This is a genomic window from Salegentibacter sp. UBA1130, from assembly GCF_002311535.1.
Lineage (GTDB): Bacteria > Bacteroidota > Bacteroidia > Flavobacteriales > Flavobacteriaceae > Salegentibacter > Salegentibacter agarivorans.
In genome coordinates, this window is the sequence record NZ_DCAP01000004.1 from 86404 (window position 1) to 102404 (window position 16001).

The 16001-nt window shown below is 33.6% G+C and carries 15 protein-coding genes; all 15 read left to right on the top strand.

Translation table 11 applies throughout. The features are described from left to right. The first annotated feature begins 2 nt into the window (after positions 1-2). The 15 genes from B4F31_RS01200 to asnB all read left to right on the top strand — a co-directional run bounded on the left by B4F31_RS01200 (position 3) and on the right by asnB (position 15969). The gene (locus tag B4F31_RS01200; protein WP_286760402.1) at positions 3-917 is read left to right on the top strand and encodes a glycosyltransferase family 2 protein; all 915 of its coding nucleotides are present in this window, start codon (positions 3-5) and stop codon (positions 915-917) included. A 31-nt stretch (positions 918-948) separates the two neighbouring features. Beyond that, positions 949-1824 (top strand): glycosyltransferase family 2 protein, encoded by an 876-nt coding sequence (locus B4F31_RS01205; RefSeq protein ID WP_286760403.1) that lies wholly within the window; start codon positions 949-951, stop codon positions 1822-1824. A 152-nt stretch (positions 1825-1976) separates the two neighbouring features. Continuing rightward, positions 1977-3038: a glycosyltransferase gene (locus B4F31_RS01210; RefSeq protein WP_286760404.1), complete on the top strand. Its 1062-nt coding sequence runs from the start codon at positions 1977-1979 to the stop codon at positions 3036-3038. 22 nt (positions 3039-3060) lie between these two features. Next, a complete protein-coding gene (locus B4F31_RS01215; RefSeq protein ID WP_286760405.1) occupies positions 3061-4149 on the top strand; it encodes a hypothetical protein in 1089 nt (362 codons plus the stop codon). After that, complete coding sequence (locus B4F31_RS01220) at positions 4142-4996, top strand: glycosyltransferase family 2 protein (protein ID WP_286760406.1); 855 nt, start codon at positions 4142-4144, stop codon at positions 4994-4996. Before B4F31_RS01215 ends, B4F31_RS01220 begins: the two co-directional genes overlap by 8 nt. 2 nt (positions 4997-4998) lie before the next feature. Continuing rightward, complete coding sequence (locus tag B4F31_RS01225) at positions 4999-5940, top strand: glycosyltransferase family 2 protein (RefSeq protein ID WP_286760407.1); 942 nt, start codon at positions 4999-5001, stop codon at positions 5938-5940. A 9-nt stretch (positions 5941-5949) separates the two neighbouring features. Further along, positions 5950-6876, top strand: coding sequence for a glycosyltransferase family 2 protein (locus tag B4F31_RS01230; RefSeq protein ID WP_286760408.1), 927 nt, complete (start codon positions 5950-5952; stop codon positions 6874-6876). A gap of 8 nt (positions 6877-6884) precedes the next feature. Further along, positions 6885-7832 (top strand): glycosyltransferase family 2 protein, encoded by a 948-nt coding sequence (locus B4F31_RS01235; protein WP_286760409.1) that lies wholly within the window; start codon positions 6885-6887, stop codon positions 7830-7832. Between the two features lie 41 nt (positions 7833-7873). Further along, on the top strand, positions 7874-8941 hold the full coding sequence (wecB, locus tag B4F31_RS01240; RefSeq protein ID WP_286760410.1) for a non-hydrolyzing UDP-N-acetylglucosamine 2-epimerase: 1068 nt from the start codon (positions 7874-7876) through the stop codon (positions 8939-8941). Positions 8942-9015: 74 nt separating this feature from the next. Next, positions 9016-10296: a UDP-glycosyltransferase gene (locus B4F31_RS01245; protein WP_286760411.1), complete on the top strand. Its 1281-nt coding sequence runs from the start codon at positions 9016-9018 to the stop codon at positions 10294-10296. A 3-nt stretch (positions 10297-10299) separates the two neighbouring features. Further along, positions 10300-11190: a glycosyltransferase family 2 protein gene (locus B4F31_RS01250; RefSeq protein ID WP_286760412.1), complete on the top strand. Its 891-nt coding sequence runs from the start codon at positions 10300-10302 to the stop codon at positions 11188-11190. Beyond that, positions 11190-12188: an N-acetylneuraminate synthase family protein gene (locus tag B4F31_RS01255; RefSeq protein WP_286760413.1), complete on the top strand. Its 999-nt coding sequence runs from the start codon at positions 11190-11192 to the stop codon at positions 12186-12188. Before B4F31_RS01250 ends, B4F31_RS01255 begins: the two co-directional genes overlap by 1 nt. Positions 12189-12404: 216 nt before the next feature. After that, positions 12405-13562, top strand: coding sequence for a UDP-N-acetylglucosamine 2-epimerase (gene neuC, locus B4F31_RS01260; protein ID WP_286760414.1), 1158 nt, complete (start codon positions 12405-12407; stop codon positions 13560-13562). Then, positions 13562-14254, top strand: coding sequence for a cytidylyltransferase domain-containing protein (locus B4F31_RS01265; protein WP_286760415.1), 693 nt, complete (start codon positions 13562-13564; stop codon positions 14252-14254). The genes neuC and B4F31_RS01265 overlap by 1 nt, the downstream gene beginning before the upstream one ends. Beyond that, positions 14254-15969: an asparagine synthase (glutamine-hydrolyzing) gene (gene asnB, locus B4F31_RS01270; protein ID WP_286760416.1), complete on the top strand. Its 1716-nt coding sequence runs from the start codon at positions 14254-14256 to the stop codon at positions 15967-15969. The genes B4F31_RS01265 and asnB overlap by 1 nt, the downstream gene beginning before the upstream one ends. The last annotated feature ends 32 nt before the right edge of the window (positions 15970-16001 follow it).

Below are 16001 nucleotides of genomic sequence, written 5' to 3' on the forward strand. Positions count from 1 at the left end.
ATATGGATAATAATGAATTGGATAGCCTATGCATAATTATTGTCACATACAATTCTATGCCCTGGATAGAAAAATGTTTAAGTAGCTTAAAAAATTTTCGGGTTATTGTAGTAGATAATAATTCCAGCGATAACACTGTTCAGTTTTTAAAAAATCAGTATCCAAGAATAATATTATTGGCTCAACAAGAGAATTTAGGGTTTGGGAAAGCTAATAATATTGGTATTCATGAAGCATTAAAAATTGGTAGCACCAATTTTTTACTTTTAAATCAGGATGCATATATTAATCCAAAAGCGATTAATAGCTTGTTTGAACTTCAAAATAAATATCCTTCTTTTGGTGTAATTAGTCCTATTCACTTAGACTCGTCCGGCAATCAATTGGATAAGGGATTTGCTGAATATGTAAATTTTTCAAATGCACCTGCGTTTATAAGAGATTTAATATTAAAGAATCAAATTAATGATGTTTATGCAGTTCCATTTGTGAATGCAGCGTGTTGGATGCTATCCCGAAGGTGTTTGGAAATGGTAGGGGGATTTGATCCTATTTTTTTTCTGTATGGCGAGGATGATAATTATTGCCAAAGAGTTTTATATCATAGTTTTAAAATAGGAGTTGCCTCTAATATTTATGTTATTCATGATAGGGAGCAAAGGGGGAGAAAAAAAGAGTTTTTTTTAAGCCAGGAAAAATTTTATAAAACTAAATATGCTAATATAAACATTGATAATCTCCATGAGCTTGAAACGCACAAAAAGCGTCTTCGTAAATCGATGTCAATCAATTTATTAAAGATAAAATCAAAAAAGTTTAAAATAGCTAAGAATGAATTAGCTTTATTAGAGAAAATTGAATCTGAAATTATATTAAGTAGAAATATAAATAAGAACCCAGGATTACATTATTTATAAGATATTTACTTTTTATACCCAAATAATAAGAGTGTTAGTATCCGTTATCATACCTGTTTTTAATCGATATAATTTCATCGGGGAAACCTTGAATTCTTTATTGAACCAAACTTATAATAATTGGGAATGTATAGTAGTGGATGACGGTTCTACTGATTACATTGATGAATTAATGGAATTCTACACAGAAAAAGATGTTCGCATTAATTTTTATCGACGACCAGAGAATAGCATAAAAGGAGCTAATGCTTGCAGAAACTATGGATTTCAAATAAGTAAGGGTGAGTATATACAGTGGTTAGATTCAGATGATATAATGTGCAATGATAAAATTCACACACAATTAGAAGCGCTAAGGGATGAAAGTGAAACCACCATTGCAACCTGTAAATTTGGCTATTTTAAGTTAGTGAATAAAGATTTGAAAGTGAGAGAAAATATAAAGACCTATCAAAATTTCTCATTTGGAAATGATTTGTTATTGTGTTTTGGCAAATTTGAAGAGTATTTTCCATTACATGTTTATCTAACTCCCAGGTTTTTAGTGGAAAAAGTTGGGGGATGGAATGAGGACCTGGAAATTAACCAAGACGGAGAGTTTTTTAGTCGTATTTTAATGGAAGTCCATAAAGTAATTTTTGTAGAAAGTGAGGTTTTTTATAGAATAGGTGAATCAGATAGCATAAGCGTATTTGATTCGGTAAATAAAGCGAATAAGGTAGTTGAGTCGTGGCAACTGATTGAGAAAAATATCAATCAAAAAAACCATCCATATATTAAGCAGGCGAAAAGAGTTCTTTATCGAAAATTAAAGGAAAAATACCCTGAAGTAATTCGTGAAAACTTTGAATTTTTAAAGGCCGGAATACCATTAAAACAAAGAATTTTACTAAAATATTTACATTGAAAACCGTAGTATTTAAAATATGGAAGTTTCCGAGGTTATCTGAAACTTTTATCATTAATCAAATTATAACCGCAATTAATTTGGGTTATAATGTTAAGATACTCGTAGGGGACTTATTGGATTTTAATAGTTCTTCACAGAAAGAATTGTTTTTGAAATATAACCTAAGTGAGAAGATAATAATCCAGGACTATAAAATACCAACTAATAAAGTATATAGGGTTTTAAAAGGATTTTTCTTAGCTGTAAGCCATATTAATTTATTCTTCTACATCATTAAATATTACCGTCAATATTCTAAATTTAGTTTTACTTACTTGTATGAATTAATTTTTTTTAGTCAATTTAGAGAGGTTGAAAATTTACATGTTCAATTCGGAACCAATAAACATCCTATAGATTTTTTAAAAATGATTGGTTTCTTAAAAGGTAAGCTTATTGTAAGTTTTCATGGTCATGATCTGTATTTTCCTATTAATGGAAGAATTGATGATAAGGATTATTATAAGAATTTATTTATTGCAGGAGATTATTTTATTGCCAATACTCCATACCTAAAAAAAAATTTATTAAGTCTGGGTGCCGAAGAGGATAAGATCAGGATTATTCCCGTAGGAGTAGACGATAAATACTTTAAACCTAAAAAGCATAAAGAACTGAGTGATTATATATCTTTAGTTACCGTAGGTAGGCTGGAAACATTTAAAGGACAAAAATTAGGTGTAGAATGCGTGAAAAATTTAATTTTAAAAGGTTGCAACATTAGATATACCATTGTAGGAAATGGAAGGGAGTACAATAATCTTAATAAATTAATTAAAACGCATGGATTAGATGACAAAATTTTTCTTACCGGCGCCAAAAACCAGGCAGATATTAAAGCAATCCTGTTAAATAGCGATATTTTTTTAATGACCTCAATTACAGATCCTAATTATGGTGTAGAAAGTCAGGGTTTGGTTACCGCTGAAGCTCAGTCCTGTGGCCTACCCGTAGTTGCATTTGACTCAGGCGGGATAAAATATACCTTAGAAGATGGTGAAACGGGCTTTTTATGCAAGGAGTACAATTTGGATTGCTATACAGATAAATTGGAAATGCTAATAAATAATCCAGAATTGAGAAATACAATGGGGGCAAACGCCAGGAAATTTATTTCTACTAATTTCTCACAGAATTCACTTAATAAAAAATGGGATAAAATTTATTCCTAAGGAACGGGACTTTTAGAATTAGATGTTGTATTATAAAACCAGAAGAAACATTAAGAAGGAAATTTTATTTCTTCTCAGGTATTATTCCATTTTATTCCACTCATCAAAGGTTAGGGAAAAAGAGAAAACTATAAAAGTTGATATAACAAAACTTTCAAAGAACAGATATCTGTATAGCTTTCTTAAATTTTTCGATTTATGTGGGTATACTGTGTTTATCCCCAATAATAAAAAACTTTTAAGGGAATTAATAGAGAAAAAAGGACAATATACCTTCATGCCTAATTTACTGGAAGAAGGTTTTGTGAAATTTGGAGAACCTAATAAAGCTATAAATATATCATTCTCGGCTGAACAGTTAAGTAATGATTATTTCACTCCATTATTTTCTAAATATAATGAGAAAGTTTATCATGTCCCCATTTGTAAATTTCCCACTTTTTACAACATCTATCACCAAATCCCTAATAAAGAAAGTGTAAAGCATAATAAAAGATCAGTTTTTATGGCTGGAAATATTGATCCTGTAAATTATCAAAAAATAAAATTTTCAGGTCTTTTTGCTTTACCTAGTCGCCTGGATGTTGCGGAATATTTATATGGAAATATCGCATTTAGGAAATTAAATTCACTTATTGAGCTTAATGAATTTATCAATAGTTTAGAAGACGAAAAAATAATTATTATTGATACTTCCAAAGATTTTAGGATTAGAGGAGGAGATCTGAACTTTATTTATCAGAGCTTCAATTTTTATCTTGCTCTTCCGGGAGTAGATATGCCCTATTGTCACAATCTTATAGAGGCAATGTCAAATTCATGTATTCCTATTATACATTTATCTTATGCTGAACTAATGATTCCTGCTTTAGAGGATAATAATACTGCTTTGGTTTACGAAAATTTTGAACAATTAGATGAAAAAATAAAATTTGCATTCTCTTTACCGGAGAAGGGAATTATTAGAATGAGAGAGAATGTAGAGAAATATTATAGTGCTTATTTATCCCCAGAAGCTGTTGTAAATAAATTAGAAAATGATAGCTTCGATAAAATTTACATACAAGCTTCTTATAATAGCGTAAAATACTTAAAGGAGGTAAATGTTTAAGGATAATATAAAATTGGTTTCAGTTATTATTCCATGTTATAATGATGGAAAATTTATAGAGGAGGCTGTGAGGTCTGTTATAAATCAAACCTATCCTCATAAAGAGATTATTGTGGTAGATGATGGGTCGAACCCTTCCACAAAATCTTATCTTAAAAAGATAAAATTAATAATTGATAAATTAATTATTCAAGAAAACCTTGGCGTTTGTCACGCAAGAAACAATGGTATTGACGCCGCAACGGGAGAATATATTGTGACATTAGATGCTGATGACTATTTTGAACCAGATTTTATAATGAAAGCTATAGACATTTTGGATCGAAATAGCACCATAGGATTGGTTTCTTGTTATGCAAGATTAATTAAGGACGGGCATGTGTATAAGGTTCAAAAACCGAAAGGAACAGGATTAGATAGAATAGTTTTTGAAAATAATGCTTATGGGTGTTTAATGTTTAGAAAACAATGCTGGAGGGATGTTGGAGGATATGATATTAATATGCGTAAAGGCTATGAGGACTGGGAATTTAATATTTCAGTCTTAAAAGCTGGCTGGGGTCTTTATGTATTAAAAGAACCACTTTTGAACTATAGGAACAAACCAAACTCAAGAAATAAATCTATTAGTATTCAGGATAATATAGATCTTGTTAAATATATATACAGAAAGCATTCAGATATTTACATCGAAAATTATGATACTATGGTAGAGGTGATTTTTGATAAATTAAAACAAGCAAGAATTCAAGAAACGAATATTAAAAATTCCTACGATTACAGGCTCGGAAGTATACTTATTTTTCCTTTTAGGATCATTAAATCATTTTTTCATTCAAAAAAATAATAATGGATTTAGGTCTTGTTTCTATTATAATACCCACATATAATCGAGCCGAGCTATTAAGTGTTACTTTGGAAGCATTTAAAAAGCAAACCTATAAAAACTGGGAATGTTTAATAGTGGATGATGGTTCTACGGATAATACTGCAGATTTGGTAAATAGTTTTATGGCAGAAGATTCTAGATTCATCTTTTATCAGCGACATCAAGATTTAATTAAAGGGCCTGCTACGTGTAGAAACCTGGGCTTGGATATGGCAAAAGGAAATTTCATTCAATTTTTTGATGATGATGATATTCCGATGGATGATATGCTGGAAAGGAAAATTAAATTAATAGTTAAAAGAGATGCTGATGCAGTGATAAGTGCTTTAAATATTTATAATTGTAATAATAATAAACTGATTTCTATTAATAGCATTAAATCATGTAATCTGGTAGAGGATTATTTTAAACATAAGATATCCTGGTATATATGTGGCCCTATGTGGAGAAAAAGCTTTCTCATTGAAAAATTTGACTCCGAAATTGAATTAATGGATGATTGGGATTTTAATCTACGTAATATTTATAACAAGCCCAGGGTGGAGTTTATAAGCGACCCTTTAATGAATTATTGTAAAAGAATAAATACATTAAAAACCCTATCTACTACCAGAAATATAAAACAACTTAATTCAGAGTTCCTTGCTTTTAGAAAGCATTTTAGATATTTAAAAAAGAAAGGTCTTTTGGACGAAAATTTAAGGAAATATTATATATATAGAATAATAAACATATTCCGAAAAATAAATGAGAAGAAAACATCTTTAAGATTTGATATACTTAAGGAAGCAATAATAAATTTAAGATTAAATGAATTTAAAACCTTTCTAAGGTTAAGTTTCGGCCTTATGAGTTATTCTTTTTTTTATAGAGGTTATCGTTTAATATATTACAAAGAATAGATAACAAGAATGATCTTAATAATATTAAATACCTTCAATAGGGCTCATCTAATTCTAGAAACTCTAAATTCAATTAAAAACCAGTCGTATACCAAATTTCATTGTCTTATAATTGATGACTTTTCAACAGATAATACTTCCGATATTGTAAGTGAGTTTATTAAAGCAGATTCAAGATTCCGATATTTAATAAAGCCCAAAGAATATGTGAAAGGGCTTTCGGCGGGTAGAAATTATGGATTAGATTTAGCCGAGGGAATTCAACCTGAGTTTATTCAGTTTTTTGATGATGATGATATTATGCATCCAAAAAAACTCGAGCTACAAATGAAGGAGTTACAGAAAGACACTTCTTTGGACTTTTCCATTTGTGGAGCAAAAAATTTTAATCAATATGAAGAAATCGCCTGGGATGAACACCAGGAAAATACTTTCTTGAATAAATATTCTTTAGCAGATGCGTATTTAATTGGAGATATCCAATTTGTTGCCCAGGTGCCTTTGTTTAAATATTCTTTCGCAAAAAACTTTCGGTTTGATGATACGCTCTTTTATGCTGAAGAGTGGGTTTTATTTGTTCAGGAATTTTATAAGACTAATCCAAAGTTTAGTGCCTTAAAAAAGGTTTTATTTTATAGAAGAAAACATGCGAATTCAATCACGGAGAATAATGATGAAAATTTTTCTCGAAGAAAAACTTCTGCAGTAGTAGGGATTAAAATTTTCAACTATTTAGATAGCCATCATATTCATACAAAAACAACTCTTTTATATTTTACCCGGCAGTTTTTATTGTATAAATATGATTCTAAATTATTAAGCCGTATTCAAGAGATTATCGGAAAGGATTATCCCGAATTAATCACAAGATTTAAAATTGCTATTTTAGGTCACTGGTTTATGAGAAAGGTAATATTAAAAATTTTAAAATTCTGACTTTAAAGTTGAAGCCGTTAATATCTGTAATAATCCCAACCTTTAATAGAGGTTCTTTGCTTGAAGAAACTCTAAGGGCGGTACAACATCAAACTTTTAGGAATTGGGAATGTATTATTGTGGATGACGGTAGCAATGATGATACAGAACAAATCGTGAATGCTTTTAAAGTTTCAGATCAGCGGTTTTTCTATGTCAAAAGACCTTCTCATTATACTAAAGGTGCTTGCGCTTGCAGAAATTACGGCTTCGTACAAAGTGTTGGGAAATATATTCAGTGGCTAGATGACGACGATCTTTTATCGAGAGATAAATTGCTTTTGCAATCACAAAAGCTAGAAGATCTTAATAATCCGCTAATTTTCACAACTTGTGATTGGGATTTGATGTGGCCAGGCAAAATACTGGAACGTAAAAATGTTTTATGTAATAAGGATTATTTGCTTCCGGGAGAATATTTTAAAACTTTAAGGGTTCATCAAACTTTCGTTCCTATTCACACTTTTCTAATTTCTCGTCTTTTAATTTTAAAAGCGGGGTTGTGGAACATTCAATTAACTTTGAATGATGATGCAGAGTTCATTTCAAGAGTAATAATACAGTCTGAAAAATTGATCAATACGAAGAGCTGTTATGTTCTTTATAGGGAACATATGGGGGAAAGAATAAGCAGAAAGAAAGATGTGAGTAAATTAAAATCACAGATTTTCAGTCTAAAATTAATTGAACAGCATTTAGAGCAAGATAATATTATAAGTAAGTCGTATTTTAAATGGAAACTTCTTTTATTATTCCATCAAAATTGGAAATTACATAAACCAATTTTAAGAGAGGAAAATATATTTTTTCTTAGATATGACATTGATCTAAGATTTGCTGATTATTATATTTTGAAGCATTGGATATATCAGAAAATATATCCTTTTTATAAACGTAGGATTAAAAGTAAAATTTGAAAATACTCATCTGTTTCGGTACCCGACCTGAAGTCATTAAAATGGCTCCAATAATTCTTGAGATGGAACGTCGTGGATTGCAACCAGTATTTTGTACTACTGGGCAGCACCGGGAAATGCTCGACCAAATGCTGAAAGTTTTTAACCTAGAACCACATTACGATCTTGATTTAATGAAAGCCGGCCAAACTTTGAATAGTTTAAGTGCTGAAATTTTTAAAGAAATAGACAGCATATTTGATCATGAAGAACCTGATGTGGTTTTAGTACAGGGAGATACCACCACGGCAAACATTATTGCCCAGGCCGCATTTCATCGGAAGATAGCCGTGGGGCATATTGAAGCCGGTTTAAGAACTTATCAAAAATATTCTCCATTCCCTGAAGAAATTAATAGGCAGCTTATAAGTAGAATCGCTACCTGGCATTTTACTCCAACAGAAAAAGCTACTGAAAATTTACTTTCAGAGGGAATAAAGAAAGAAGCTATTGTTTTAACCGGGAATACGGTCATTGATGCTTTAAAAATGATAGAAAGTGAACTGGATGCAGAAACTATTTCAAATAATCTTGGATTAAAATTAACCGACTTTGAAGAAATGATTTTGGTAACCGGACATCGCCGAGAGAATTTTGGGAAAGGGATCGTGGAACTATGCAATTCTCTTTTAGAACTGGCGAAAAATAAAGAAATTCTTATAGTGTTTCCGGTTCACTTAAATCCGGGAACCAAAACGATCGTAGAAGAAAGACTGAAGGAACAATTGAATATTAAGTTGTTACCACCTGTAAATTATCCGGAAATGGTATGGCTCATCAGCAACTGTGATCTTATCATATCCGATTCCGGAGGAATTCAGGAAGAAGCTCCTACTTTTAAGAAACCAGTTTTGGTAACAAGGGACTATACCGAAAGAGAGGAAGCGGTTAAAGCCGGTTTTTCAATTCTAACAGGATCAAATTCTCAAAATATCCTGAGCCATGCATTTAGAATTTTAAAAGATCCACCAAATTTTCAGGATGTGGAGAATCCTTTTGGTGATGGAAATGCAGCTAAAAGGGTTGTAGATTTCTTAGAGAAACAAGCCACTTCCACAGGTCTCTCCTGAGTTTAATGGACGGGGCTCATTCTTCATTGTTCTCTATTAAACTAAAATTTCTCTCTTATTGAGCTTGTTGAAATATGAAAATTCATAGTTTTACTGAAAACTCCTTAGCAGTGCTCCAGAAGAAGATCTTGATTGTTGTTGAATCTATAGACGTAGATGATAGTAGCGGCTCAAAGGCTAATGTGGCCTTGATTCATAATCTTCAGCAATCCGGTTTTAAGCTTTTAGTATTACACTATACTCGTAAGGAGATCCAGTTAGCATCTGTAAAATGTATCGCCATAAACGAAGAAAAATTTAGCGCTAACTACTTCCTAAGTAGAATACAGCGTAAAATCCAACACTGGTTTGGAGTTAACCTGGCAAAATATTTAGAACCCAAATTCGGTTTCAGTTTTACATTCTTTAACGACGTACAAATTATTAAAAATGCGCTTGAAAAGCATAAAGGTTTTAATCCAGACCTGGTTTTAACTTTGAGTAAAGGAGCCAGTTTTAGGCCTCATTATGCGATGCTGAATTATCCAAATTTTCATGAGCAATGGATGGCTTATATTCATGATCCTTATCCATTTCATTATTATCCTGAACCTTATAACTGGAGTGAACCTGGATATACTAAAAAGATTGAATTTTTCAGCGAACTTGCGGAAAAATGTAACTGGGTTGCGTTTCCCAGTGAACTCTTAAAAGAATGGATGACAGAAAAGTTTTCCGAATTTCAGGGAAAGGCAGTAATTCTTCCGCACCAGCTTATTGAAAACCAAATTTCAGAGGAATTGCCCGATTTTTTTGATCCTGAAAAATTTACGGTAATGCATGCCGGAAACCTCATGAAACAAAGGCCCCCTTTTCATCTTATTAAAGCGTTTCAGAAGTTTCTAGAAAATGTCCCGGAAGCTAAAAAAAATGCTCATTTATTATTAATCGGCAATGCCAGTTATCATAAAAAAGAACTGGAAAAAGTAAAGAAGTCCTTTGAAACGGTTGTAATCAGAGATTATTTGGAATATAAACAGACCCAGCAGCTTCAAATAAATGTTTCTGTAAATGTGATCCTGGAATCCAAAGCAGAACTAAGTCCCTTTCTTCCCGGTAAATTTCCTCACTGTATCGCTGCAGAAAAACCTATATTGTTGTTGGGGCCTAAAAAAAGTGAATCCCGGAGATTACTGGGAGAAGAATATCTTTATTGGTCTGAAATTGATAATGAATCTAAGATAACACAACTTCTGGAAGACTTATATAAAAGCTGGTTGGAAAATAAAATGAATTTACAAATGAAGCGAGAGGATCTTAAGAATTATCTTTCTGCAGATCATTTAAAGGCTGAAATTGAAAAGATCCTGAATTAGGCAATGGAAGCATCTATTCTCATAGTTTCAAAAAATCGGAAAGAAGAGCTCTTTAAAACGCTAAGAATTCTGGAAAATTATATTGATTATAATAAACATGAAATACGGGTCTTTTTGGATGGTTGTACCGATAATTCTAAATTTTTACAAGAAGATTTCGAGTATATACATTGGTTTTCTTCTGAAAAAAGCATTGGTGCCTCCAGAGCGAGAAATATTCTTTATAAAACGGCTAAAGGTAAATTGTTGTTCGGTTTTGATGATGATGCTCATCCTCTTCAACCTGATTTTATTCAGATTTCTGAAGAGCTTTTCCGTGGGAATCCAACAACCGGAATTTTAGCCTTTAAAGAGATTAAAGGAGTGTTCGAGGGAGACGAACATATTCCGCAGAAACAACTAATTTCCAGACCCGACCTTCTGGTGAATGATTTTATAGGATGTGGCTTTGTAGTAAAAAAAAATGTATACGAAGAAACAAGAGGCTTTCCGGCCTGGATAGATATTTACGGAGAAGAGGTTTGCCTGGCATTAGAAGTTCTAAATAGAGGATATAATATTATTTTCACCCATAAAATACAGGTGAATCACCGGGTAGATTTAGAAAAGCGAAAGCTAATCGGAGCTAATTATTTCAGGTTTGGGAAACAGCTTAAAAATACCGCCTATTTTTATATGGTCTATTATCCATTTCCATTGTTGTTGAAGAAGATCGCCCGACTTTATTTTCTCAATTTTAAAAAATATGCATTGAAAGATAAAAGGTATTTAAAGGAGTTCTGGAAGGCATTTTTTATCAATATATTTAATTTTGGTAAAATATGGGTAGAAAGAAAACCGGTTAAAGGGGAAACACTAGTTACTTTTAATAAACTCTCAAAACCGCAGTATTAATGGCGTTTATAATTGCAGAAATTGGTCAGGCACATGACGGCAGTCTGGGTATGGCATTAAGTTACATCAGAGCACTCGCTGAAACGGGGGTAAATGCCGTTAAATTTCAGGTTCATATAGCAGAAGCAGAAAGTAGCGAATTTGAACCGTTTCGGGTTAAGTTTTCTCAGCAGGATAAAACAAGGTTCGATTACTGGAAGCGGATGAGTTTCACAGAAGAAGAATGGAGACTTTTAAAAAATGAATGTGATAAAAATAAGGTAGAATTTCTAGCTTCACCTTTCAGTAATGAAGCGGTAGATCTTTTAGAGAGATTAGGTGTAAACCAATATAAAATAGGTTCTGGAGAAGTAAATAATTTTTTATTGCTTCAAAAAATTGCCGATACGGGAAAACCAGTAATTCTATCTTCTGGAATGAGCTCTTTTAATGAGCTGGATGATTCTGTAAAGTTCTTAAAAGAAAAAAAAGTCGGCTATTCTATTTTGCAATGCACTACTGCGTATCCAACAAAACCTGAGGAATACGGGTTGAATGTTATAGCGGAATTGAAGGAAAGGTATAATGTACCTATAGGCTATTCCGATCATTCTGCGAAAGTAGAAACCTGTATTGCAGCTGCTGCTTTGGGAGCTTCAATTTTAGAATTTCATGCTATTTTCTCCAGAAAGAGTTTTGGTCCCGATGCGACTTCTTCTTTGGAAATAGAGGAAATTAAGGCTTTAGTAAACGCTATTCAAAATATCGAATTAGCAAGGAGTAACCCTGTTGATAAAAGTGATAATTCAAAATTCGCCTCCCTAAAAGATATTTTTGAAAAGTCTCTGGCGGTGAATAGAGATCTAAAAGAAGACCACCTTATTCAGTTTGAAGATCTGGAGGCAAAAAAGCCTAAAGGCTTTGGAATTCCTGCTTCCGGATTTGAGATGGTGATTGGAAAGAAGATTAAACAGGACTTAAAGCAGTGGGATTTTTTACAGGAGGAGGATTTGAAATAAAATATTTTATTATGCGAACCGTCATTGCGAGTCCGCCGCTGGTGGACGTGGCAATCTGCTGTAAGTTGTCTCCTAACACGATCGTGACTAAACTGCAACGGATTGCTTCGCTTCGCTCGCAATGACGTCTTCGCATGGATGGTTTCTGAGATACATCACTTCCAATGACGTTCATAAACAAATTTCCTACTTTAGCAAAACTAACTGAGAACTAAAATGCCAAAACGAAAAATTTGTGTAGTAGTTACCGCCCGTCCATCTTATAGTCGAATAAAGTCTGCACTTACTGCAATTAACGCACATCCATCTTTGGAACTTCAGCTTGTTTTAGCAGGTTCTGCATTATTGGATAGATATGGGAATGCTGCAGATTTTATCGAAAAAGACGGTTTTAAAGCAAGTGCCAAAGTCTTTATGGTTCTTGAGGGGGAAAATCCTACAACAATGGCGAAAACTACAGGGATAGGTGTGATGGAGCTAACAAATGTATTCTATAATCTTCAGCCTGATGCGGTAGTGACTATTGCCGATAGGTTTGAGACCATTGCTACTTCCATTGCTGCTGCTTATCAGAATATTCCCCTGGTTCATATCCAGGGCGGCGAAGTTACCGGCAGTATTGACGAGAAAGTAAGACACGCCAACACCAAACTAGCTGATCTGCATTTGGTTTCAAGTGATGATGCCAGGGCCAGGGTAATCAAATTGGGCGAAAACCCGGAAAAAGTTATTAATACTGGTTGTCCTTCCATAGATTTGGTGAAAGAGATTTGTGCTGAAGAGACACTGAATTTTGATCCAATTGAAAAATACGGCGGTGTAGGAGAAGAACTCAATTGGAAAGATGGCTACGCCGTGGTAATGCAGCACCCGGTAACTACCGAGTATCAAAAATCCCGAGAGCATATTACTGAAACCCTTGAAGCTATTAATAAATTAAACTATCCTGTTTTTTGGTTTTGGCCCAATGTTGATGCCGGTTCCGATGGCACCTCTAATGGAATTAGAACTTTCAGGGAAATGGTTAACCCAAAAAGCATTCATTTTTTTAAAAATATGGAACCATTGGATTTTCTGAGACTCCTAAAGCATTCAAGTGCCTTAATTGGAAATTCAAGTGCAGGGATAAGAGAATGTTCCTACCTGGGATTACCGGTAGTAAATATTGGAAATAGACAAAACCGAAGGTTACGAGGGAAGAACGTAAGAGATGTTTCGCCTCAAAGGGATGAAATTTATGATGCAGTGAAAGAGATTATTAACTATAATAAATTCCCTGGCTCTCAGATTTATGGCAACGGAGAAGCCGGAAAGAAAATAGCAGAGATTTTGGCAAGTTCAGAACTCAGCTTTAGTAAAACAATAAATTACTAATGAGGATTCTTGGAATTATACCTGCCAGGGGTGGAAGCAAGGGAATTCCTGGCAAGAATATAAATTTTCTGGCAGGAAAACCACTTTTAGGATATACTATCGAGGCAGCTTTAGATTCAAAACTACTTACTCGATGTATCTTAAGTTCAGATTCTCAAAAGATTATAAATACTGGACAACAGCTTGGGATAGAGGTGCCTTTTACCAGGCCTTCTCAACTTGCCGAAGATAATACTCCCTCTCTTGATGTTGTAAAGCACGCTTTGTCATATTTTGAAAATGCCAATGAGGATTATGATGCTGTTTGCCTCCTTCAGCCAACAACTCCTTTTAGAAAAAAAGGCTTAATAGATGAAGCTATCAAAGAATTTGAGTCAGGAAATCATGATTCTCTTATAAGCGTTCGGGAGGTTCCTCACGAATTCAATCCGCATTGGGTGTTTGAAGAGCAGAATGGAGCACTGCAAATCGCTACGGGGGAGAAGAATATTATTTCACGCCGGCAGGAATTGCCGAAGGCATTTCATAGAGATGGGGCTATATATTTAGTCAAAACAGATATTATACTCAAAGAAAATTCGCTTTACGGAGAGAATATTGGATTTATTGAGAATTCAGATACTGATTATGTGAATCTTGATACCGAAGCCGACTGGATGAAAGCGGAAATTATACTAAAAAGCAGATCTTAATGTGCGGCATAGCTGGAATTATATCTCCATTTGATCGTCAACGGGATCTGGAGCAAATGCTTGAATTACAAAAACATCGTGGACCGGATAACACGGGGAAATTTCATGATATTGGCTTTGCTTATCTTGGACATAACAGGCTTTCAATTATAGACTTAAACGATGCTTCAAATCAGCCATTTTCTGTAAATTCAGGTAGATACCAATTAAGTTTTAATGGTGAAATTTATAATTACCTTGAACTGCGTGAAGAATTAAAACCATTCTACGAATTTAAGACTGAGTCTGACACTGAAGTTCTAATAGCTGCCTATATTAAATTTGGGCAAAATTGTCTGGATAAACTGAATGGGATGTTTTCTTTTGCGATCTGGGATACAAAAGAAAAGTCTTTATTTGCTGCCCGTGACAGGTTTGGAGTTAAGCCATTTTATTATTCCAAAAATGCTGAAGAATTTTTCTACGCTAGTGAGATCAAGAGTATAACCGGAATCCTCAGAAACAATGAACCATCCTTAAAAGTATGGGCAAATTACTTCGCGTATGGATCATATGGTCTTCCCAGTGAAACTTTTTATCAGCATATTTTCCAATTACCGGCGGGGCATTTTCTAAGCTTTAAGAATGGTGAGCTGAAAATTCAACAATGGTATGACTTCGTTGAGAATGTTCAGAAAGTTAAAGTTTATGATAATATTGAAGAAGCCAAAGCGAAATATCTTAGCCTCTTAAAGGACAGCATTTCGTTAAGGTTTAGAGCCGATGTAGAAGTTGGTTTTAATATAAGTGGAGGAGTAGATAGTTCCCTTTTACTAGCTCTTGTGAATCAATATCAGGAGAAAGAAAGGATTAGTGCGTATACATTCTATTCAGATGATGAACGATATGATGAGTTACCCTGGGTAAAAAAAATGATATCGCAAACAGGAAATCCTTTATCAAAAATTCGACTTGATGTTAATGAAGTTGAAGAATTATCGAGAACCATAAGCATTATACAGGATGAACCATTTGGAGGATTTCCTACGATCGCTTATTCAAAAATATTCCTGCAGGCAAGGCAGGATAATGTTTTGGTACTTCTGGATGGTCAGGGGATGGATGAGCAATGGGCTGGATACGATTATTACCGTGGTGGGGATCATTCCAATAATATTCAGGGACAAAGAAGGGATTTCTCTCCTTTTAAAATAAATTGTTTGAGTAAAGAATTAATGAAATTTGCCGAAAAACCAAATTATCCTAAGCCTTTTGGTAATCAACTCCAAAACCTACAATATAGAGACCTCTTCTATACAAAAATTCCAAGAGCCCTAAGATTCAATGATAGAATATCTATGGCTGCCAGTACCGAACTCAGGGAGCCATTTCTTGATTACCGATTAGTAGAATTTGCCTTTGCTCAATCTGAAAATTTTAAGATTAAAGGCAGTGTAAATAAATACCTGTTACGTGAACTCGTAAAAGAACTGGTACCTTTAGGAATTTCTTATGCACCAAAACGTCCCTTGCAAACACCTCAACGAGAATGGCTTGGTGACGAATTAAGTGGTTGGGTAGAAGCACAATTAAACAGAATAGCGGAAAGCCAATACGCTAATTGGTTTGATGTTGATGAATTGCAAAATGAATGGCTGAAATATAAAGAAGGAGAGCGGCATAGTAGTTTTCACATCTGGCAATGGGTGAATGCAAGTTTTTTGCTTCACCAATAAACTAATCGCTTAGGCTTGTCGTTAATTTCTAA

Coding starts and splice junctions, on each gene's coding strand:
- B4F31_RS01200 (WP_286760402.1), top strand. CDS start 3: ATGGATAATAATGAATTGGATAGCCTATGCATAATTATTGTCACATAC.
- B4F31_RS01215 (WP_286760405.1), top strand. CDS start 3,061: ATGTTGTATTATAAAACCAGAAGAAACATTAAGAAGGAAATTTTATTT.
- B4F31_RS01220 (WP_286760406.1), top strand. CDS start 4,142: ATGTTTAAGGATAATATAAAATTGGTTTCAGTTATTATTCCATGTTAT.
- B4F31_RS01225 (WP_286760407.1), top strand. CDS start 4,999: ATGGATTTAGGTCTTGTTTCTATTATAATACCCACATATAATCGAGCC.
- B4F31_RS01230 (WP_286760408.1), top strand. CDS start 5,950: ATGATCTTAATAATATTAAATACCTTCAATAGGGCTCATCTAATTCTA.
- wecB (WP_286760410.1), top strand. CDS start 7,874: ATGGCTCCAATAATTCTTGAGATGGAACGTCGTGGATTGCAACCAGTA.
- B4F31_RS01245 (WP_286760411.1), top strand. CDS start 9,016: ATGAAAATTCATAGTTTTACTGAAAACTCCTTAGCAGTGCTCCAGAAG.
- B4F31_RS01250 (WP_286760412.1), top strand. CDS start 10,300: ATGGAAGCATCTATTCTCATAGTTTCAAAAAATCGGAAAGAAGAGCTC.
- B4F31_RS01255 (WP_286760413.1), top strand. CDS start 11,190: ATGGCGTTTATAATTGCAGAAATTGGTCAGGCACATGACGGCAGTCTG.
- neuC (WP_286760414.1), top strand. CDS start 12,405: ATGCCAAAACGAAAAATTTGTGTAGTAGTTACCGCCCGTCCATCTTAT.
- B4F31_RS01265 (WP_286760415.1), top strand. CDS start 13,562: ATGAGGATTCTTGGAATTATACCTGCCAGGGGTGGAAGCAAGGGAATT.
- asnB (WP_286760416.1), top strand. CDS start 14,254: ATGTGCGGCATAGCTGGAATTATATCTCCATTTGATCGTCAACGGGAT.